This is a genomic window from Maridesulfovibrio sp., assembly GCF_965230075.1.
Taxonomy (GTDB): domain Bacteria; phylum Desulfobacterota; class Desulfovibrionia; order Desulfovibrionales; family Desulfovibrionaceae; genus Maridesulfovibrio.
This window is the reverse complement of the sequence record NZ_OZ245945.1, coordinates 1,156,309-1,176,139: the sequence shown is the minus strand read 5'-3', so window position 1 is coordinate 1,176,139 and position 19,831 is coordinate 1,156,309. Positions and strand designations below refer to the sequence as shown.

The 19,831-nt window shown below is 48.5% G+C and carries 19 protein-coding genes; 14 read left to right on the top strand and 5 right to left on the bottom strand.

From position 1 onward, the window contains the following. The first annotated feature begins 104 nt into the window (after positions 1 to 104). The 8 genes from flgB (at position 105) to ACO05Z_RS05225 (ending at position 7,229) form a co-directional block, all read left to right on the top strand. The gene (flgB, locus tag ACO05Z_RS05260; protein WP_421901126.1) at positions 105 to 515 is read left to right on the top strand and encodes a flagellar basal body rod protein FlgB; all 411 of its coding nucleotides are present in this window, start codon (positions 105 to 107) and stop codon (positions 513 to 515) included. Next, the gene (gene flgC / locus ACO05Z_RS05255) at positions 515 to 958 is read left to right on the top strand and encodes a flagellar basal body rod protein FlgC (protein WP_421901125.1); all 444 of its coding nucleotides are present in this window, start codon (positions 515 to 517) and stop codon (positions 956 to 958) included. The genes flgB and flgC overlap by 1 nt, the downstream gene beginning before the upstream one ends. A 53-nt stretch (positions 959 to 1,011) precedes the next feature. Next, positions 1,012 to 1,338, top strand: a complete 327-nt coding sequence (gene fliE / locus ACO05Z_RS05250) for a flagellar hook-basal body complex protein FliE (RefSeq protein ID WP_015851036.1) — start codon at positions 1,012 to 1,014, stop codon at positions 1,336 to 1,338. Positions 1,339 to 1,574: 236 nt separating this feature from the next. Then, positions 1,575 to 3,179 (top strand): flagellar basal-body MS-ring/collar protein FliF, encoded by a 1,605-nt coding sequence (gene fliF, locus ACO05Z_RS05245; protein ID WP_421901124.1) that lies wholly within the window; start codon positions 1,575 to 1,577, stop codon positions 3,177 to 3,179. Between the two features lies 1 nt (position 3,180). Next, positions 3,181 to 4,182 carry a flagellar motor switch protein FliG gene (fliG, locus tag ACO05Z_RS05240; RefSeq protein WP_421901123.1) on the top strand — a complete coding sequence of 334 codons (1,002 nt, stop codon included), beginning with the start codon at positions 3,181 to 3,183 and terminating at the stop codon, positions 4,180 to 4,182. Beyond that, the gene (locus tag ACO05Z_RS05235) at positions 4,169 to 4,906 is read left to right on the top strand and encodes a FliH/SctL family protein (protein WP_421901121.1); all 738 of its coding nucleotides are present in this window, start codon (positions 4,169 to 4,171) and stop codon (positions 4,904 to 4,906) included. Before fliG ends, ACO05Z_RS05235 begins: the two co-directional genes overlap by 14 nt. Positions 4,907 to 4,908: 2 nt before the next feature. After that, complete coding sequence (locus ACO05Z_RS05230) at positions 4,909 to 6,222, top strand: FliI/YscN family ATPase (RefSeq protein ID WP_421901120.1); 1,314 nt, start codon at positions 4,909 to 4,911, stop codon at positions 6,220 to 6,222. A 152-nt stretch (positions 6,223 to 6,374) separates the two neighbouring features. Continuing rightward, on the top strand, positions 6,375 to 7,229 hold the full coding sequence (locus ACO05Z_RS05225) for a transporter substrate-binding domain-containing protein (protein WP_421901119.1): 855 nt from the start codon (positions 6,375 to 6,377) through the stop codon (positions 7,227 to 7,229). Positions 7,230 to 7,243: 14 nt separating this feature from the next. Here ACO05Z_RS05225 and ACO05Z_RS05220 read toward each other — a convergent pair whose 3' ends face one another. The 3 genes from ACO05Z_RS05220 to ACO05Z_RS05210 all read right to left on the bottom strand — a co-directional run bounded on the left by ACO05Z_RS05220 (position 7,244) and on the right by ACO05Z_RS05210 (position 10,168). After that, positions 7,244 to 8,437: a PP2C family protein-serine/threonine phosphatase gene (locus ACO05Z_RS05220; protein WP_421901118.1), complete on the bottom strand. Its 1,194-nt coding sequence runs from the start codon at positions 8,435 to 8,437 to the stop codon at positions 7,244 to 7,246. Between the two features lie 139 nt (positions 8,438 to 8,576). Then, positions 8,577 to 8,807, bottom strand: a complete 231-nt coding sequence (locus tag ACO05Z_RS05215) for a hypothetical protein (protein ID WP_421901117.1) — start codon at positions 8,805 to 8,807, stop codon at positions 8,577 to 8,579. 518 nt (positions 8,808 to 9,325) lie between these two features. Next, a complete protein-coding gene (locus ACO05Z_RS05210; RefSeq protein ID WP_421901116.1) occupies positions 9,326 to 10,168 on the bottom strand; it encodes a ThiF family adenylyltransferase in 843 nt (280 codons plus the stop codon). A gap of 112 nt (positions 10,169 to 10,280) precedes the next feature. On the opposite strand from ACO05Z_RS05210, the gene cysQ reads away from it, so the two are divergent. Then, a complete protein-coding gene (gene cysQ, locus ACO05Z_RS05205) occupies positions 10,281 to 11,036 on the top strand; it encodes a 3'(2'),5'-bisphosphate nucleotidase CysQ (RefSeq protein ID WP_421901115.1) in 756 nt (251 codons plus the stop codon). A gap of 13 nt (positions 11,037 to 11,049) precedes the next feature. Further along, entirely contained in the window at positions 11,050 to 11,313 is a 264-nt protein-coding gene (locus ACO05Z_RS05200) for a hypothetical protein (RefSeq protein ID WP_421901114.1), read from the top strand. A 31-nt stretch (positions 11,314 to 11,344) separates the two neighbouring features. Here the strand turns inward: ACO05Z_RS05200 and ACO05Z_RS05195 are convergent, their stop codons facing one another. After that, positions 11,345 to 12,829, bottom strand: a complete 1,485-nt coding sequence (locus tag ACO05Z_RS05195) for an ATP-binding cassette domain-containing protein (protein ID WP_421901112.1) — start codon at positions 12,827 to 12,829, stop codon at positions 11,345 to 11,347. Between the two features lie 201 nt (positions 12,830 to 13,030). On the opposite strand from ACO05Z_RS05195, the gene ACO05Z_RS05190 reads away from it, so the two are divergent. From ACO05Z_RS05190 to hypF, 4 genes are all read left to right on the top strand, one after another. Then, positions 13,031 to 14,512 carry a sulfite exporter TauE/SafE family protein gene (locus ACO05Z_RS05190; protein WP_421901111.1) on the top strand — a complete coding sequence of 494 codons (1,482 nt, stop codon included), beginning with the start codon at positions 13,031 to 13,033 and terminating at the stop codon, positions 14,510 to 14,512. Continuing rightward, positions 14,509 to 15,852 carry a hypothetical protein gene (locus ACO05Z_RS05185; RefSeq protein WP_421901110.1) on the top strand — a complete coding sequence of 448 codons (1,344 nt, stop codon included), beginning with the start codon at positions 14,509 to 14,511 and terminating at the stop codon, positions 15,850 to 15,852. The genes ACO05Z_RS05190 and ACO05Z_RS05185 overlap by 4 nt, the downstream gene beginning before the upstream one ends. Then, positions 15,842 to 16,774, top strand: coding sequence for a DUF362 domain-containing protein (locus ACO05Z_RS05180; protein ID WP_421901109.1), 933 nt, complete (start codon positions 15,842 to 15,844; stop codon positions 16,772 to 16,774). The genes ACO05Z_RS05185 and ACO05Z_RS05180 overlap by 11 nt, the downstream gene beginning before the upstream one ends. A gap of 126 nt (positions 16,775 to 16,900) precedes the next feature. Beyond that, positions 16,901 to 19,243, top strand: a complete 2,343-nt coding sequence (gene hypF, locus ACO05Z_RS05175) for a carbamoyltransferase HypF (protein ID WP_421901108.1) — start codon at positions 16,901 to 16,903, stop codon at positions 19,241 to 19,243. A 149-nt stretch (positions 19,244 to 19,392) separates the two neighbouring features. On the opposite strand, the gene ACO05Z_RS05170 is transcribed toward hypF, so the two are convergent. Next, positions 19,393 to 19,821, bottom strand: coding sequence for a response regulator (locus ACO05Z_RS05170; RefSeq protein WP_421901107.1), 429 nt, complete (start codon positions 19,819 to 19,821; stop codon positions 19,393 to 19,395). Positions 19,822 to 19,831: the final 10 nt, after the last annotated feature.

The window sequence follows — 19,831 nt, the reverse complement described above, 5'->3', positions numbered from 1 at the left end:
CTTACATAAATGGAACACCTTTTGCTAACTACAAACCAAACAAAAATCATCAATTCTTTCCGACCCAGATGGGCACCGGGAATTTTTTGCAGGAGGATATAAAAATGAAAGGACTTTTCGGAAGCCACATAGAATTGACAGGCAAAGTACTCGACCTGAGACTGCAGCGTCAAAACCTCGTCTCCTCCAACCTGGCAAACGTCAACACCCCCGGCTACAAGGAAAAACGCCTTGAGTTTGAAGAAGACCTTCAAAAAGCCATGGGACTTGATGCCAAAGGCAAAATGACCAGAACCAGCAAGATGCATATCCCTACCGCCTTTGATTCCAACAAATTCGAAGGGGATGTCATCTCCAACTTCGAACCCAGAGTCATCCACGGTGAAAACCGGGTCGACATGGATAAAGAAATGGTCGCCATGGCCAAGAACACTCTTTACTACAATGCCCTCTCGCAGGTTATCGGGAAAAATTTTCAGGGCATGAGTAAGATTATCCAGAGCGGAGCAAGATAATGAACTTCTTCACAGCACTTGATATCGGAGCTTCAGGACTCAAAGCCCAAAGGGAGTACCTGAACGTTGTGTCCATGAACATGGCAAATGCCAAGACTACAAGGACAGCCGAAGGCGGCCCCTACCGCCGCAAAAGTGTTTCCATGGAGTCAAGCCCTGTTCTCTCTCCTTTTGAAACCGCAATGAACCAGCAGGTCAACCAGCAGCTCAGGGGCGTAACAGTCCGAGGCATCGTCTCCGACACCCGTCCTTTTAAAGAAGTGTATGAGCCGAACCACCCTGATGCGGATAAAAAAGGAATCGTCAGATACCCGGACATCAACGTGGTTGAGGAAATGGTCAACATGATCAGCATCAGCAGATCCTACGAAGCCAACGCGCAGGCAGTGGACTCCGCCAAAAGGATGTTCAACCGAGCACTGCGAATTGGAATGGGCCAGTAAATACGGGCTGACTTTACAAGACAGATTTCTGACATTCAGCAAAGGAGCAAAACATGTCCATCAGAAACGTAGCAATGCAGGCATACACCAATGCCATCCAAAATCAGCAGAAGTTTGACAAGAAGTTCGACAAGACTATGGACCTTAACAAGGCCGAACCGAACTCTTTTTCCGAAACCCTGACTGACTCCATCAAAGGCGTTAACGAACTTCAGGGCCAGAAAAAGCAGATGATCGAAGAATTTGCTTCCGGCAAAACCCAGAACGTTCACGAACTGATGATCTCACTGCAGAAAGCCAGTGTCGCCATGACCATGACTAGTACTGTGCGCACCAAAGTTATGACTGCCTATCAGGAAGTCATGAAAATGCCTTTCTAGACCTGACAGAAACGCTCCTTTATCTGTCTACGAATTATTGTTACCACGCCCCCCTTGCTACGAGGGGGTTCGTGGTAGTTTTCGTGCCCCCAAGCAATCGACATTTTTTTGTCACCCACCCGCTCCCCTATTTCAAGACCTCTTCCAATTACCACATAAAATACCTATTTATTTAATATTTTCATCAATGGCCCACCCTTTGCTTAAACAATTGAAAAATCGTCAGGAGTTTAAGTATGCCAAATTTCATCGCTGAGTATCTGAGTAAATTTCAGACTTTCTGGTCCGACCGCACTGTCTCGCAGAGAATTATGATCGGGGGCCTTGCTGCCACCGTCGTAATTGCCTTCATCCTCATGGTATTCTGGCTCAACCAGACCGAGTACCGGGTACTCTACACCAAGCTGTACGCAGAAGACGCTTCCCGCGTTGTCTCCATCCTGCAGTCCACTAAAGAACCCTACAAAATTCAGGACAACGGCTCCACAATTCTGGTCCCCGCTGACCGCGTCTACGACCTGCGTCTGAAAATTGCAGGAGAAGGCGCCCTTCACGGACAGGGAATCGGTTATGAAATTTTCGATGAGGTCCAGATCGGACAGACGGACTTTATCCAACGCATCAACTACCAGCGCGCCCTTCAGGGCGAACTGGCCAGAACAATCAGCGAATTCCCGCAGGTTGAGCGGGCCAGGGTTCATCTAGTACTCCCGGCAAAATCACTTTTCATTGAAGAACAGGTTGATCCTTCAGCTTCCGTAGTTCTTAAGCTCAAAGACGGCGAAAAGCTTGCTGACAAACAGATCAAAGGTGTTCTCAACCTCGTAGTTATGTCTGTTGAAGGTTTGAAACCTGCGCATGTAACCATTACTGATATGCGCGGTCAGGTCCTCTACCAGCCTGAAGACGACGGCGGACTGGGACTGAACATCACCAACAGTCAGCTTGAATACAAGTCCGGCCTTGAATCAAAAATTGAACAGCGCATTCAGCGTCTGCTCATGCCCATCGTCGGCCCGGACAAAGTTATCGCCAAGGTCAACGCAGATCTCGACTTCAGACAGCGCACCATCAAAACAGAAGCATACGACCCTGATGGCCAGGTGGCACGCTCCGAGCAGACAAGCGAAGAAACCACCCGCGGAACCGCCAACGTTGACGGCGGTGTACCCGAAGCAAACTTCAGGGGTGACGGCTTCACCGGAACAGCGACCACTCAGGACTCTTCCCGTGAAACCCGGACCACCAACTATGAAATCAACAAAGAAGAACAGCAGATCATCGTTCCTGTTGGCGAACTCAAGCGCCTCAGCGTAGCAGTTATCGTTGACGGAACTTATACTAAGGACCCTGAAACAGGTGAAATGACCTACGTACCCCGCTCTGAAGAAGAAATGCAGCGCATCCGGGAACTGGTCAGCTCAGCTGTAGGTTATGACGAAGTACGCGGTGACATCGTTGAGGTTTCCAATATGTCCTTCGGCATGCAGGATATGTTCGGCGATGAAGGCCTCATGCGCACCATGCTTGAATATGCTCAGCGCCTCGGTAAGCCTTTCCTCAACGGCCTGCTCATCTTCCTCTTCCTAATTCTGGTAGTACGCCCGGTAATCATGGCTCTGATCAAGCCCCGTGTGGCTGAAGAAGAAATTGACGAAGTTGCCGGACTGCCTGAAGCAGGCGAAAGACTCGCAATTGATGAAAGCGACCTTGACGAAGAGGCTCTTGATACGGCACGTAGACTGGAGAACGCCAAGGCTCAGGCTCTGCAACTCTCGGAAAAGAACATGGATCAGGCTGTGCAGGTGCTGAAGAGCTGGCTGAAGCAGGAGGCAGCTTAAATTGTCTACGCCGTTCACCGGTAATCAAAAAACAGCAATCGTACTTCTTGCCCTCGGGGACAAGTTTACCGCTGAAACCTTCAAACGCATGAACCGTCAGGAAATTGCCGACGTGTCAAAAGCCATGCTGGAGATGGATTCAGTCCCCAAAGAACAGGTTCTGGAAGTACTCAAAGAGTTCAACGAAACTCTGGCATATGGAGCTGAACTCCTCATGGGCGGAGCCGATCAGGTCAAAAGACTACTCAGCAAATCCCTTGATGAGGAAACCGCAAAATACATTCTGGACAAACTCGACCTTGAAAGCGGACCGGCTCCGTTTCAGGAACTCCAGAATGTCAGCCCCAAGATTCTGGCTCAGATTCTCAGGAACGAGCACCCGCAGACACTGGCCCTCATTATCGGCCATCTGCACCCGGATCAGGCAGCGGACCTTATATCCAACCTGCCCGGCGGCGTAAGAGCCGAAGTGCTCATGAGACTTGCCAAGCTTGAAGCTGTTGCAGAAGAAATGCTCATGGAAGTGGACAGGGTTCTTCAAAGCCAGCTCATCGCCATGGGCGGCAAGGAAGGCAAGAAAGTGGGCGGCGTCCCCGCAGTAGCGGAAATCCTCAACGCCGTAGACCGCTCAACCGAAGAGGAAGTTCTTTCAGAAATCGAGGAAGAATCCACCCAGATGGCCGAAGAAATCAGGAACCTCATGTTCGTTTTCGAAGACATCAAGGGACTGGACGACCGCGCGATCCGCGAACTGCTCAAGGAAGTTTCAAACGAAGAGCTCACCACCGCACTCAAGGGTGCCTCCGACGATTTACAGGAGCTCTTCTTCAAGAACATGTCCGAGCGTGCTTCCAATATGATCCGTGAAGACCTCGAAATTATGGGACCTGTAAAGCTCTCCGATGTGGAAGCTGCACAGCAGAATATCGTTAAAAACATCCGCCGCCTCGAAGACGAGGGCCGGATCATGATTAGTAGAGGTTCAGGAGATGTCTTTGTCTAAGGCTGAAGACAACAAGTTCTACACCGGTAGAGTTATCATGGGTCTTGATTCCAACAACAAGACTCAGGAAATGACTATACAGGAAATGGAAGGCAAAAAAAAGCCGACCTGGAACGAAGACACTGACCGCGAATATTACGAGCGGGTCAAAGCTAAAGCCCAAAACATGGCCAAGGAAATCATAGCCAAGGCCATGGCTGAGGCGGAGCAGATCCGTGCCAATGCTCAGGCTGAAGGATTTGCAGCAGGCCAGCAACAGGCCGCTCAGGAAGCAGAACAGCACTTGATCGGTTTCAGTCAAAATGTAGCCCAGACCCTGCAAAATATTCAGGACCAGTCACACAATGTTATGATGGCACAGTCTGCTGATGCAATCTCACTGGTCTTCATGGTCATTGAAAAAACATTGGCCGTGGAAATGGAAACCCGCAGGCAGGAAATTCTTACATCCCTCCTGGATGATGCCCTGAACCGCATCGATTCCATGACCCAGCTGGTAATTAAAGTCTCTCCGGCCGACAGCGAAATTATCGGCCCCTTACTGGAACAGGCTCAGTCTGAACATCCGGATCTCGCTAAATGGCGTGTTAAAGCCGATCCAGCCATCGACAACGGTGGGGTCATTGTTGAAGCCGCCGACGCCATGATCGAAAATACGGTCACTTCCCGCTGGGAAGGTATACAGGAAATTCTCGGCCAGTTGACACCCGGAGCAGGAGAATAACCATGGCCGACATGAAAAGCTGCACTCAACTCCTTTCCGCACTGGACCCCTGCCGCAGCTATGGCCGGGTCAGCAAGGTTGTCGGCCTCATTGCCGAAGGCAAAGGCATTAAAGCCCCCTTGGGATCGGTCTGCCAACTCATACCCGAAGATGCTGAATCACCCATTGCCGCAGAAGTAGTAGGTTTCAGAGACGGAGCCTGCTTATTCATGCCCTACGGGGAAATGCACGGCATCAGCTCCGGAAGCCTGATCGAAAACTCTAAGACACCGCCCAAAGTCCCGGTGGGCATGAGCCTGCTTGGTCGTGCAGTGGACGCCTTTGGCGAACCCATTGACGGTAAAGGCCCGATCATACCCGAAGCTTACAACCCCCTGCACCGCGACCCTCCCAACCCGCTAGACCGTCCGCGCATCAATGAACCGCTTGATGTTGGTGTTAAAGCCATTAACGGGCTGCTTACATTGGGCAAGGGACAGCGTATGGGTATCATGGCCGGATCCGGTGTCGGTAAATCGACACTACTTTCCATGATGGCCCGCTACACCGTAGCAGACATCAACGTTATCGCCCTGATCGGAGAACGTGGACGTGAAGTTGTGGAATTCATTGAGCGAGATCTCGGCCCTGAAGGATTAGCCCGTTCCGTACTGGTTATCGCCACCTCGGACAAAAGCCCGCTCATCCGTATGCGCGCGGCCTACACCGCCACCGCAATTGCTGAGTATTTCCGTGACCTGAATAAAGACGTCCTGCTGATGATGGATTCAGTGACCCGCTTTGCCATGGCCGGACGTGAAGTAGGGCTTGCAGCCGGTGAACCTCCGACCCGTGGCGGTTACACTCCTTCTGTTTTCGCCCAGCTGCCTAAACTCCTCGAACGTGCCGGTAAAAACCCAAACGGCTCCATTACCGGAGTTTACACCGTACTTGTTGACGGTGATGACTTTACCGAACCCATTGCTGATGCCGTACGTTCAATTCTTGATGGACACATCGTACTCACCCGTGACCTTGCCGACCAAGGGCACTACCCCTGCATTGACGTACTCAAAAGCGTCAGCCGTGTTCGCGGAGATATTGTTCATGGAGATATCGTTGCTGCCGGGCGCAAAGTCCTCGGTCAGTTGGCAACTTTTCGTAAAGTGGAAGACATGGTCAACATCGGTGCCTACCAGAAAGGGGCAAACCCGGAGATTGACACTGCTATTAAAATGGTTCCGGCAATCAATGAATTTCTGCAGCAACTTATTGAAGACAAACAGACCATTGACGTGAGCTTTTCTAAATTGATGGAACTTGCCGCAGCAAGTTAACATAAGTCACTACCCTTTTCTGGAAACCACAAAACACATTTATTATAATACTAACCGGCCTCATTTAACATTATTATGGATTAAAAAAGCCTTTACTGCTAACAATCGATTTTGGAAGTAGCACTTTTAGCCCCTAAAAGCAGTGGCATGAAATGAACAAATCCATAAAAATAATACTCATCACAATTGCCGCGACGCTAATTCTGCTGCCAGCAAACCTCGCTGCTTCTACTCCCCTGACTATTACACTCTCCAGAAGCATGCCCCCGCTGTCCTTTATGAACAGTGCAGGGGAGCCGGACGGTCTGCTTATTGATTTCTGGAGAGAATGGGCTCTGCAAGCCGACAGGGACATAATATTCAAAATGCAGACTTGGCGCGAAACGATTCAAGATACTATCAGTGGCAAAGCCGACATCCATGGAGGCCTGTTCTACTCGGAAAAAAGAGCCCGCAACCTACTTTTTGCAGACTATATTTTTCCCATGGAAACCGCTCTTTTTGCACCCCGAAAACTGATTGAAGCAAATAAAATAAACCTGCAGAGCACTCCTTGTGGCCTAGTAAAGGGCGGATATGGGAAAGAGTTTATGTCCCGAACATATCCATACACGCAGTTAGCAATTTTTAATTCAATCGCCGACCTCTTTAAAGCCGTCAAAGAAGAACGGATTGCTCTCTTTTTAATGGACTACCCTGTTGCCGTGTGGCAGCTGGAACATATGGGCCTCACAGACTCCTTTTATTGCTTCAAGAAACTATACAAGATGGATCTCTATCCTGCTGTAAGCAAAACCAATACAGACCTGGTCAAGATAATTAACCTCAACATGGCCGCTATTCCGCCCAAAAAAAAGAAGGCGATAATTAATAAATGGTTAGCCATGCCCGGCAAAGGATATAATTACCGCACAATCGCTGCTATACTTACAAGCCTGGTCTTAGTGGTCATGGGATACGTGCATCGCAATGAACTAAAAGCAATGCTGAAAATTATTAAAAAATAAATTCAAAACGCAAACTACCCGACTACAGATCCCGACCAATCTATAGACAGAGCAGTTACGTCGTCATCAAAGACAGGACGAACTCCGGTTTTTTCTTCCAAGATATCTTCAATGGAATCAAGATTAAGAGTGTTCTTGAGCATCAGTTCCTCGGCTATTTCCACAAAAGGCTCAAGACTAAAAAAATCATCATTCATGCGCCACTCGTAACAGCCATCAGTAAAAAGAAACAGCCGCAAGGAAGATGTAAAACGACACTCCGAAAGAGCGCTCTTAACCGGAAAAAAGCCCAAAGGCGGCACTTCAGCCACTAAAGGTTCACTCATTTTTCCATCCAACATAACCAATGCGGGACAATGACCAGCACTCATGTATTTCATAACGCCTTTATTGAAATCAATATCAGCAGCAAACAATGTCACAAAATAACTGTCTTTTCCGATTAGATCGAGAAGATGCTCGTTGATTTGGGTCAGGCTCTCTGAAAGAGCATTATGGTTCGCTCCATCAGCTTTAAATAGAGTACGCACGATAGCCATAATAAAAGCGGCCTGCGGACCATGCCCGGAGACGTCGGCCATTATAACCCGAACTACTCCATCTTCCAGCCCGAACACATCATAGTAATCCCCGCTTGCCCGACCTGACGGACGATACATGCTCTTAATATCCAGCCCTTGAATAACCGGAATAACAGTCGGTAAGAGCTTGTCCTGCAAGCGGGCTACAAGCTTAACTTCATCGTCAATAATATCATAGGCACGCTGTAAGCTTGTGTTGGCTGCCTGCAACTGTCGGGTAAGCATGACCTGCCTGATGGCCACCCCTACTCTGGCTTTAAGTTCAACCACATGAAAAGGCTTGGTCAGATAATCATTGGCACCGCTATTGAGCGCCCGAGCTTTAATTTCCTGTTCGTCCTGACCGGTGAGAACAATAATGATCACTTCCTGATCGTCGATTACATTGCGAATCTTCTCAATAACATCAAAACCATCCATACCCGGCATGAGCAAGTCAAGCAGTATAACACTGGGTCTGACTTTCATGTACTGAGCAATACATTCAAGCCCATCAGAGGCAGTTTCAACATCGTAGTCGCCTTCGAGCACTCGGGTCAAAAAATTCCTCATGGTTGCAGAATCATCTACCACCAATATTTTCGGGATTTCTTCCCCCACCTTTACATCAAGGTTACTTTCGCTCACCTGAGAACCTCCGCAAACATAAACAATCCTTGGGCATATCCAGCAACACCAACAAAAGTATCACCGCCACTAACTATTTTCTTTACTACTTGAAGATATCACAACTCAAAGTGATTATGTAGTATAAACAGGCTCATAATTAAGATTCGCAAGAATCACTGCTACCAGCCGAAAGCTCTGGAAATATACCCCAACATATATCAGCTGCATTGGATGAACTAACCCCCAACATTCTGGTCAAATATGCCAGCCCGCATGTATTAAGAGAACGCCCTTCCGCAGCATGGCATTCAATAGACTCACTTATAAATTCAAGCGCAGCAGAAACGTTGTTAATTTCAACTATAACATCTTCAAAACGCTTATTCATATACACTTCCTACCTTTAAATTATTTCAAAAAAGAAAAACAATAAACGTAGAAATATATTCAAAAGACTATTTTGTCCACACAAATATATATTTTTTTCAATAGATTCACCTGTTTGCATTGCCAAATTCATTTTAATATTTTTAAAAGTTTTATTTAAACTAAAACATAAATAAACTTCAAAACACAAAACCAATATACACAAAGCAAAACATTATAAAATATCCCAAAAAAACATTATAAAACTACGCAATAGAAACATATAAGCAGCATATAACAACAAAACACCTATTTAACAAACTAAAACATCTGAACTCAAACAAACAGACACTACCTTTTACCGACAAAACACAATACTACAAGCACAGAAAGAAGACAGGACAATCACTATATTCACTCAATGGAAATTAATCGCCCCAAAAAAGCCGAGGCATATTTATATCAATGCCTCGGCTTTCCATATTGTATATTTGCCAGAAGATAATTCGAGTCTAAATATCTTTTGCTATACTCTTTATTTTAAAGGGACACGGTCTCAAAATACAACTTTGAAAGATCAAACATCAAAGCTTTTCCTGAAAGGGAAGACTCTTTTCCGCTGAGTATCTTTAAAATTTCACCACACTGAATTCCTACAGCAGTTGTAATTGCAGGAACAGGAGTCCCCAATTCCTCCTCAAGCCCATTATCAGAGCCGAAAAAGTCCGCAGGAGAACTGCCCCCAGGAAAAACAGTAGAAACGATTCCGGCCCAACCAGCAACTGAGGCCGTCACCATTGGAATTTCCAGCTTTGCTGCTGCATCTTTCAGTTTTCCCCTGTATTCAAGCCCCCCCAGACAGTCAGCAACAAGATCAGCCCCTTTGATGAATGACTCAAAATCATCATCAATAAAATCTGACCGCACATCCAGAAATACCGCAGGATTTACTTCCCTGATCATCTCAAAAGCAGCTTCACTTTTTTTGCTGTACAGTGAGTTTTCAACGGCAAACCTTTGCCTGTTCAGGTTGGACGGTTCAAAGCTGTCACCATCACAAGCAGTGATGTGCCCGACTCCTGCGCGAGCCAGAGACTCAAGCAGATGACCTCCAAGACCGCCTATACCGACCATGGCTACCTTTGAAAAAAACAGCCTACGCTGCTCATCCGCAGAGAAAGAGATAAGATTGCGCGCGTAACGTTCCGGAACAGCGCCGTGCGAAAAAACCGCCCGCTCAACACAATTCAAATCAAGTCCAAGCTCCCGCGAGATTTTACGTATAAGGACATGTGGAGCAATGCGAACATTTTCACCGGAGGCAAAACACTTTTCCATGAACTGCCCGTCAAGCATTTCAGCAACTCTGATATCTATCTTCATAATTCCCCCTGTAATATATGAAGATAAACTCCATATCCATGCAAGTCAAAATCAACAAAACTAACGCCCGGAATTGATGACACTTTGCTAAAGCTTTGATATTGCTTAACCCATGAAAGAAATGATTGAAAATCTATCCAGTATTGCACGTGAGGCCGGGGCTGCCATCATGGATGTTCGCAGCAAAGGTTTCGACGTGAAAGATAAAGATGACAAGTCCCCGGTTACAGCGGCGGATATTGCCTCCAATGAAGTCATTTCAAAACGCTTGGCTGAACTTTATCCCGGAATTCCGGTACTATCAGAAGAAGGTACTAAAATTCCATTTGAAGAAAGAAGACAATGGGATGAATTTTTCCTCGTAGATCCATTGGATGGGACTAAAGAATTCATCAAGGACAATGGTGAGTTCTGTGTGTGCATTGCCCTGATGCGGAATAACCGTCCGGTCCTTGGAATTGTATATGCGCCGACGCAGGATGCACTCTACACCGGAAGCATTGAAACAGGTGCCAAAATCAGCAGGAACGGCGATACTCCTGTATCCATCGCCACAAATCCCCCAGCCGAAAGCGAAGGACTCAACGTGGTCGGCAGCAGGTCACACCCAGCCCCATCCCTTGCGGATTACCTGAAAACAATAAACGTAAATAAGATGACCCCGGCAGGCAGTGCCATTAAATTCTGCCTTGTTGCGGAAGGCAAAGCCCATCTCTACCCCCGCTTTAATCCTACCATGGAATGGGATACTGCGGCAGGACAAGCTATTGTAGAAGCCGCAGGAGGCACTATGCTTGGACTGGACGGAAAGGAATTTCCCTACAACAAAGAAAATTTGAGAAATGCAGGCTTCATCGTCAAAGCCTGATTGAGGACTGAACATGAAATATATAATTTTAACCACGCTACTTCTTCTGGCTGGCTGCACATCATGGCAGAATCCCAGTCTGGATATGTCCGTAAACAGAAGCGAACGTTTTGCCGCAGACCGTGCCCAGTGCCGGGAACGAGCCCAGAAGCAGACAAACGCCGCCCCGGACAATGACCTGCCGCAAAGAACCTACTCCCAAGATCAGGACCTTTCTACCAAAGAAAGTAAAGCCTTTCAGCGCTGTATGAGTGCTAAAGGCTGGATAAAAAAATAAAAAAACGGGGATATTTAACATCCCCGTTTTTTTAATCGCGTAACTTGAAATAATCTTCTTTCGTTCCCCGGAATGAAACTTTGCCTCCCTCAATTTCAAGGACATGTGAAATTGAAGGGATCAACTCTTCCCGATGGTGAGTCACGTAAACCATGGCTACCCCGGCCTTGGCAAGCAGCTCCAACAGCTGATAAATCTCCCGGCGTGATTCCTCATCCACCCCTGCCAGAGGCTCATCAAGCAGCAACACATCAGGTCCGGAGATAAGAGCTCGAGCAATAAAAGCCTTGCGAAGCTGACCGTAAGAAACCTGTTCCATTGGTCTCTCAGCCAAATCTTCGATGCCGAAAAATCGCAGCCACTCCCATGTCTTCTCGCGCATTTCATCTGAAATTTCATCAAGAATTCCCGCAGAAGCAAAAAATCCGGAAATAACCACGTCAAAGATTGGAATAGGTTTGCCTACTGCCTCACCGAATGAAGCCTGCATGGAAGCTGAAACCATCCCCATACGCCCTCGAACTGAGCGCAGACTGTCTCCCCTTTCGGGCAGACGTTCCATTTCATCTTCAGCAGCATAAGCTGCGGCATCCCCATAGAGCAGGCGCAGAAGCGTGGATTTCCCGGCCCCATTGCGTCCAAGCACGGCCCAGCTTTCACCTCCAGTCATTTCCCAATCAATATTTTGCAGCACGGTCTTGCCAAGAAAAACAACACTGGAGTCGGTAAGCTTGAACAAAGTCCGCCCCGGCTCGATGCTGTTTACTTCCGGTGGAGTGCGTTTCAATTCATGAGAACTGGTGCAGGAAACTTCGCGTCCCTCTCCGTCACGGCAATGGTCAATCTTTCCGTCACGGATATACAATGTTTTGTTCACACAAGAAGGCAACTCCTCCTTGCGGTGGGCAGAACAGACTATGGTGGTTCCGTTAGCAGCGGCAATATCAATTGCCCGGATCAACTGTTCACGGGACTGCTGGTCAATCCCCTCAAGGAATTCATCCAGAATGAGAATCTCCGGCTCAGCCATCAGGGCACGGGCAATGAGAATCTTGCGCCCCTCACCACGCGACATTTTAACCATGCTGCGCTTGGCAAGATCGAGCATACCCAGTGAGTCCATAAAATCCCTGACCCGCACGTATTCCTCATCATCTGCAAGGCGGTATAAAAAGGGAGTATTGTCCTTTCCGGCCAAAACGACTTCTTCCCCGGTTACGTCCCAAGCCAGTTTTTCAAAAATATCCTGATGCTCAGGTGAAATCATGCGGTAGCGCTCAAGGGGCTCAAGCGGACTGTTGACCGTATCCCCTTCAACCATGAATTCACGGGTGGTTTCGTCATCCGGCCAGACTTCCCCGGCAAGAATCATCATCAGGGTTGTCTTCCCGGCCCCGTTAGGCCCCAGAACAGCCCAATGCTCACCGGAACGGATATCCCAGTCGATATCCTGCAACACAGGACCACGATCCAGTGTAAGAGAAAGATCCTTCATGGAAACCAATTTACCGCTCATGACAACCCCGCTTCGCCTTATACTTAAGCTTTTAAAATATAAACCAATATTTATGATCAGGGCTAAACTTCTACTACTTAAAAAAAACAAGCGCAAGTTGTCCTCCTGATTACGGAGGGAAAGAAAAGACATATGGTTGATATATTTCCCAATTCTTTTTATATGTAAATAAAATCATTACTCAATCAGGCAGGGAATCACATGAAGAAACCTTCCGGCCGAGACATATTCCTCCTTATCAGCGCAGTATTTCTCCTGCTCTACCCTCTGCTGCTACATGCGGCAGACATCAAAATTCCCGACTATATTGGAAGAGCCAACAATCCCTACATCCTGCCGGACGCAAGTGGCCCGGGATTTTTCAAGTGCGCTGCTATCGGTCTGGTAACCGGAATGCTCAGCGCGGTGATAGGCGCAGGCGGCGGACTGCTTGTTGTTCCGGCACTAATGACCGCAGGAGTAAGCGGTATCTACGCTGTCGGCTCAGAGATGCTGCGGTTGTTTATTTTCAGCACCATCCAAAGCCTGCGCATGGGCATCAACCGCCGCATCCAATACACACTGGCCTTAATCATGACTATCGGCACAGTGCTTGGTGGAGTCGCCGGCTACGTGTTGTGTAAAACAATTTTCATTGCCGACCCGGCCGGAAACGACGTCTTCATATCTTCCATGATCGCCCTCTGGCTGATTGTATACTCTTTCATAATTATCCCGGACTTCCGCGAAGCAGCACAGAAATATGCGCTTGAACTGTTGCGCAAGGAACAAGAGAAGAATCAAGATCAAGAGGCAATAAATACCCAAACGGAAGCCCCAGCAGAACAGCCAAAGAGCGATGAAAAAAAACCGGACGATAACCCCAAAGAAGGGGCTGAAGAACAGGCACAACCTCAAAAAGGAAAAGAGCCTGAGCCGAACCCGGAGCCGGAACCGGAACCGCAATTTGAAGATGAGCTGTACCCGGATGAAGAGCCTTGGGAAATTGCCCGCAGTATGCGCAGCATGAAATTGCCGCCCTACATTAAATTTCCTTCAACCATAAAAGAGGAGGAAGGAGAAGAGCTGGAACCTGCTGAGATGAGGCGGGACGGAGAAGAACCTGATTTGGATGAGGCAAAAGAAGAGGATACCACTGATAGCATCCCGATCCTGCCGATCTTCTTCCTGACCATAATCGGGGGTTTCTTCATGGCCATGACCGGATCGGGCGGGGTCATCCTGACCTTTACAATCATGACCAAGGGATTCGGCTGTGTTGCCGCCCTGGTGGCCGGCACCGATATGGCTAGACTGGCCCTTTCAACAGGAACCCTATCAATGTCCACTTATGGATTGAACGGATTCATCAACATATACTGCATAGCAGGATTGGTCTTCGGAACCATCACCGGCCTGCACTTAGGTAGTAAAAGTCTGAAGAATATCCTGCCATACCGGGTCAAAGGATTAGTTGCCTTGCTGGTGGTATCGGTCATCATCAACCGCATACTCGCTATTCCCGCCCTGTTACGCAAGGCCGGGGCTTCCATTGATCCGGGGCTGGTTTCAACATTTGATTCGAGCGGTTCGTACATTCTGCTCATCGGGGCCGGAATTTTCGGAGGTTGGATGTTATTCGCCTTCCTGAGCGGGATATACCAATCCTTGCAACCGGTTGGAGATGAGGAGGAAGAGAGATGACCTATTCCATTAAAACCCTCACCATCGCGGCCATGCTCTTTGTCTCCAGCATGCTCATAGTCGGAGCCATGCATCTGCCCCTGTTCAATGGTGCCAATGGATTTGAAGCCATGGAATCGACCTTCAATTCTTTACGCAAGGGTGTAAAACCGCCTTTCCACAAAATCGAAGCTGAAAACACCCAGTTCCTAGGCAAAAACTTCAAAACCACACTCGTCTTCCGGAACAATGATGAGGCCCGCATCGCAACAATGATGTTCCTGCGCAATAAACTGACTGTGACTCCCAAAGGGCGGAAGGTCAACATTCAGGGGGATCTCGGCTATACTCTCAAATTTTTCATGGATGATATTCACCTGCTCTACTTGAACAGGTTTGATGCCTTGCAACAAAGATATTCCATGCCGGCTACTCAGGCTATGTATTACCTGAACCGGATACTACAAAAAATGTCTGCTGCCATGGCTTCACAGAAAAAGGAAAAGCAGGAAAAACTGATCAAAAAAATACGGAAAGAATTGCTCATCCCGGCCTACAACCTGCGTGAAGCCTTACCGGTCAGTCAAACATCCGGATACACCTATCTTGCCTTGGGAACGCTGGGAATACTCCTATTTGCCATTCTCTGGGATATGTCCAATTTCTTTTTTTTCGGCACCCTTGCTTCTGATGATTTCATGAAAAGCATGCGCATCAGGCTTGGCCGGGAATTATCAGACGCCCAAAAGAAAGCCCTTGCCGCCAAGAAAAAAAAGGCTGCCAAAGCCAAGGCAATGAAAAAGAAAAAAGAGGAACAGGCCAAAAAGATCAAAAGCACCAGGACCAACAAAGAGGCACTAAAGAAAAAGACAAAAGCGAAAGCCAAGCCTGAAGAATCAGGCACGTCCGACAAGAAGGCAGTTAAGAAGAAAAAAATATCCCCGGATCAGGCTACAAAGCAACGCAAGAAAAAAGCTGCAGCTCCATCCGGAGAGCAACAAACAAAAAAAGTGCTCAAAAAGAAACCCACCGGCCAAAAACCTGTAGCGAAGAAAAGTTCCGCTGCCCCCGGCAAGAAGAAAGCGGCTCGACCTGCCGAGCAAAAGAAGCAGCCGATCAAAACAGACGCTGAGGGTAAGCCTGTCAAAAAGGCTACGCCCAGCAAAAAAGTAAAGCAGGCTACTTCACAAACCAATGGCAAAAAAGTAACTACTCAGCAGGGGAGAAAAAAAGCTACGGCCACGCCTAAACCGGAACAAGGCAAAAAAGTCAAAAAGAAGCCTGCTGCCCAACCAGCTAAAAAGAAACCGGAAAAAGCTCCGCTAGCAGCTAAAAAAGAGATAAAACCAGATGAGCAATAACAATCCGAAAATCCCTGTCTCCTTTTTCCGCATCCTAGAATATGAATCTACATTTCTGGATACGGCGGTAGCCATGACCTTGGAGGAATGCGGGTTGAAAGTAAATCCCGGCACCAAGGTTCTGGTTAAGCCTAATCTGGTTTCCTCTAAGAACCCGCTGGCCTGCACCCACCCCAACGTAACCCTTTCCCTGTGCCGTTACCTCAAGGATTGCGGAGCACAGATCACTGTTGCGGACTCTCCGGGATACGGCAGTGCTGCGCAGGTTTCCAAAGCCATAGGCATGACAGACGGTTTGAAAAAAATGGGACTGAAGCCTAAAAGCCTAGGCCGCCCCACACCGCTTAAACTGTCCTTCGGTGAAACCATTGGCATCTCCCGTGACGCCCTTGAGTCGGACATGATCATCAGCGTCCCCAAACTGAAAGCCCACGGACAATTCGTGGTCACCGGAGCGGTTAAAAACCTTTTCGGCACAGTAGTCGGTTTCCGCAAGGCCTACGCCCATACCCGATTCGGAGAGACTCCCGGACTGATGGAAAAAATGATCATTGAAGTGGTCAAGTCCATGCCTTTGGCCTTCAATCTCATGGACGCCATTTACCCCATGCACGAAACCGGACCGATCAACGGCAAGCCCTATTCTATGAGTTTGCTGGCCGGTTCCACCAACCCCTTTGCCCTTGATACTGCCCTATACATGCTGCTGGGGTTGAGTCCTAAGAAAATACTGCTCTGGCGGGAAACAGCATGTCAGAAGATTCACGGTTACAACCCGGACCACATTAAATATGTGATCGAACCCCCTGATGACTTTGACACCACGGATTTCAAAGTTCCGCAGCAACTAAGCCCTATGGAATTCGAGCCTGTCCGCTTTGTAAAAGGCCGCATCAAATCCCTTTTCAGTAGATTTGGATAAATAAATTTCGCCTCCGGCGGCTTAAACCATTTTGCAAAAGGGTTTAAGAATCCCAAAACCTTTTATTATGCTTCGCAGCTTACAATGACAGCTTGTACAATTTTTTAGCAAAGTGATTTTCATACAATGACCGCAAATAATATTTCCCGCAGACTACTTACTGTCACCGGACAGGTTCAGGGCGTTGGTTTCAGACCCTTTGTTTACAAGACAGCGCTCAAGCACAATCTTTCCGGCACAGTGCTGAACAGTCCTGAAGGGGTGCTTATAGAATTGCAGGGCAGCGAGGATGCGCTGAACAACTTTGACCAAAGCTTCAAGGAGGACCTGCCCCGCTTGGCCCGCATAGTTTCGCTGGAAAAAGAAAATCTTGAAGTAATCGAGGGCGAGAAAAAATTCTGTATTCTGGCCTCCACTGCCGGAGAAGGCCATTGCGTACTGATCAGTCCGGACGTTGCTACCTGTCCGGACTGTTTCGCGGATATGAATGATCCGCAAAACCGCCGCTATGAATACCCGTTCACTAACTGCACCAATTGCGGCCCGCGCTACACTATCACCAAGTCAATTCCCTATGACCGCCCGGTAACTTCCATGGCCTGCTTTGAACTCTGCGACGACTGCCGCACTGAGTATGAAGATCCGTTGGACCGCCGCTTCCATGCCCAGCCTAATGCCTGTGCAGACTGCGGCCCCAAGGTCTGGCTTACTGATAATCAAGGCAATGAACTTGCCGGACCGGACACTGCCCTGCGAGAGCTGGCAAAGATGCTGGCCGAGGGAAAGGTTGCCGGAGTTAAGGGACTAGGCGGATTCCATCTGGTCTGCGATGCATCCAATGCAGAAGCCGTACACACCCTGCGCGAACGGAAGAACCGCCCAGACAAACCGCTGGCGGTTATGGTCCGCGACGTGGATGAAGCACATAAACTTGCCAACCTCACCGACAACGACATTGAACTGCTGGAAGGTTTACAGCGGCCTATCGTGCTGGCCCCCAAAGGAAAGCACTATTCCCTTGCAACTGTGATAGCACCGGATACGGACTTCATTGGACTGATGGTGCCATACACCCCGCTGCATCAGGTTCTGCTTAAATATTTCTCTGCCCTGAATGATTCCGAGCTGCCCTCTGCATTGGTCATGACTTCCGGCAACATGAGTTCCGCGCCCATATGCATCGGTAACCGTGAGGCAATCAAAAGACTGCCTAATATCGTAGATGTTTTCCTTTTCCACAATCGGGACATCCTCATCCGGGTTGACGATTCTGTGGCCCGCTCAGTGCCTGAATATTGTGGTGAAGCTGAATCGCGCACAGTCTTCATGCGCCGTGCCAGAGGGTTCACACCCTCCCCGGTTTTCTTAGCTCAGGATGGCCCCTGCGTGCTGGGAACCGGACCGGAGCTCAAGAACACCCTCTGCCTGACCAAAGGCGATCAAGCTTTCAGCAGCCAGCATATCGGGGACATGCAGAATTTAGAGACCGCCAATTTCTGGAAGGAAATCCGACTGCACCTACAGTCCATCCTCAAGGTTAAACCAGAACTCATTGTGCACGACCTGCACCCGGACTACCTGACTACAGGATTTGCCGAGGAAATTTCACTGGCAGAAGGTATTGAAACATCAGCTCTCCAGCACCACTACGCTCATATCCACTCTGTGCTTGCAGAAAACAAGCATCAAGGCCCCGCTCTTGGACTGGCCCTCGACGGAACCGGGCTCGGTGATGACCGCACTGTCTGGGGCGGCGAATGCCTGTTAGTGGATAATGTAGAACTGGAACACAAGCGACTGGCCCGCTTCAGCCATCTACGCTTACCCGGAGGTGAAGCAGCGGTACGCGAACCATGGCGCATTGCCCGTGCAGCGACTTTAGACCTCGGCCTTGATGCGAACCAGATTCCGGTACCGGAACAGTTTCGCAGAGGCCTGAAGATGTTCGATCAGGTCCTTGAAAAGAACATCAACTGCCCGCCCACCAGCAGTTGCGGGCGACTCTTTGATGCAATCTCCGCCATGCTTGGGCTCTGCTCAGCCATATCCTACGAAGGGCAGGCTGCAATAATCCTCGAAAAAATTCAGGATATGAATGAAAGCGGAGCATACGACTGCCCCCTTGATCAATCCGCAGAACCATACGAGATCAGAACCGCAGAACTTTTCAAGCAGGCTTATGCTGATTTCTACAACGGAACCTCCCCGGCAATTATCAGCCGACGCTTCCATCGCGGCCTGATCCTAGGACTGGCAGATTGCGCCCAAACGATCGCCGCACAGACCGGAATCAAAACCGTAGGCCTGAGTGGCGGAGTAATGCAGAACCTTACCATTGCAGTAGAGCTGCCCGTAGAGCTCCAAAAGCGCGGTCTGACTCCTTTGGTCCATCGCTATCTTCCGCCCAATGACGGCTGCATATCACTGGGGCAGGCTGTTTATGGGCAGACCCTGCTTAACAAGCGGTAACTATTTGAACTATTGCTTTTGAATAATATTTACTATTGTCTTTCAATTATTGAATTACAATAGTCAGCCGAGAACTGATTTAACAAAACAAAACGCCCCGTACTCAACCGAGTACGGGGCGTTTTGCCGTAAACTATATTGATAGATTCCTACCAGCCCTTGTGGCTCAGGATATCCTTAACTTTTTCCTCGGTCTTTTCTTCAACGAGGATCATTTTTTTAGCCTGTGCTTTCTTGATCTTATCGGTCAGCACATTGATATCTGCGGGCTTTTCAACGAAATCCATAGCGCCGAGCTTCATGGCCTCAATACCTTTCTCTACTGTTGCGTGACCGCTAAGCAGGATAACCTGCATTTCGGGTCTGGCCTTTTTGATATGCTTGAGAGCCTCAATGCCGTCAATTCCGGGCATCTGGAGATCAAGCACGATTGCGTCGAAACTTTCGGAATCGACTTTGTCGAGGGCTTCCTGCGGGTTGGTACATGCGGTTACATTCATGCCGCGCAATTCCATACGTTCAGCCAAACCTTCAACAAATTCCTTTTCATCATCAACCAGAAGTACTTTTTCTGCCATCTTTCTTCTC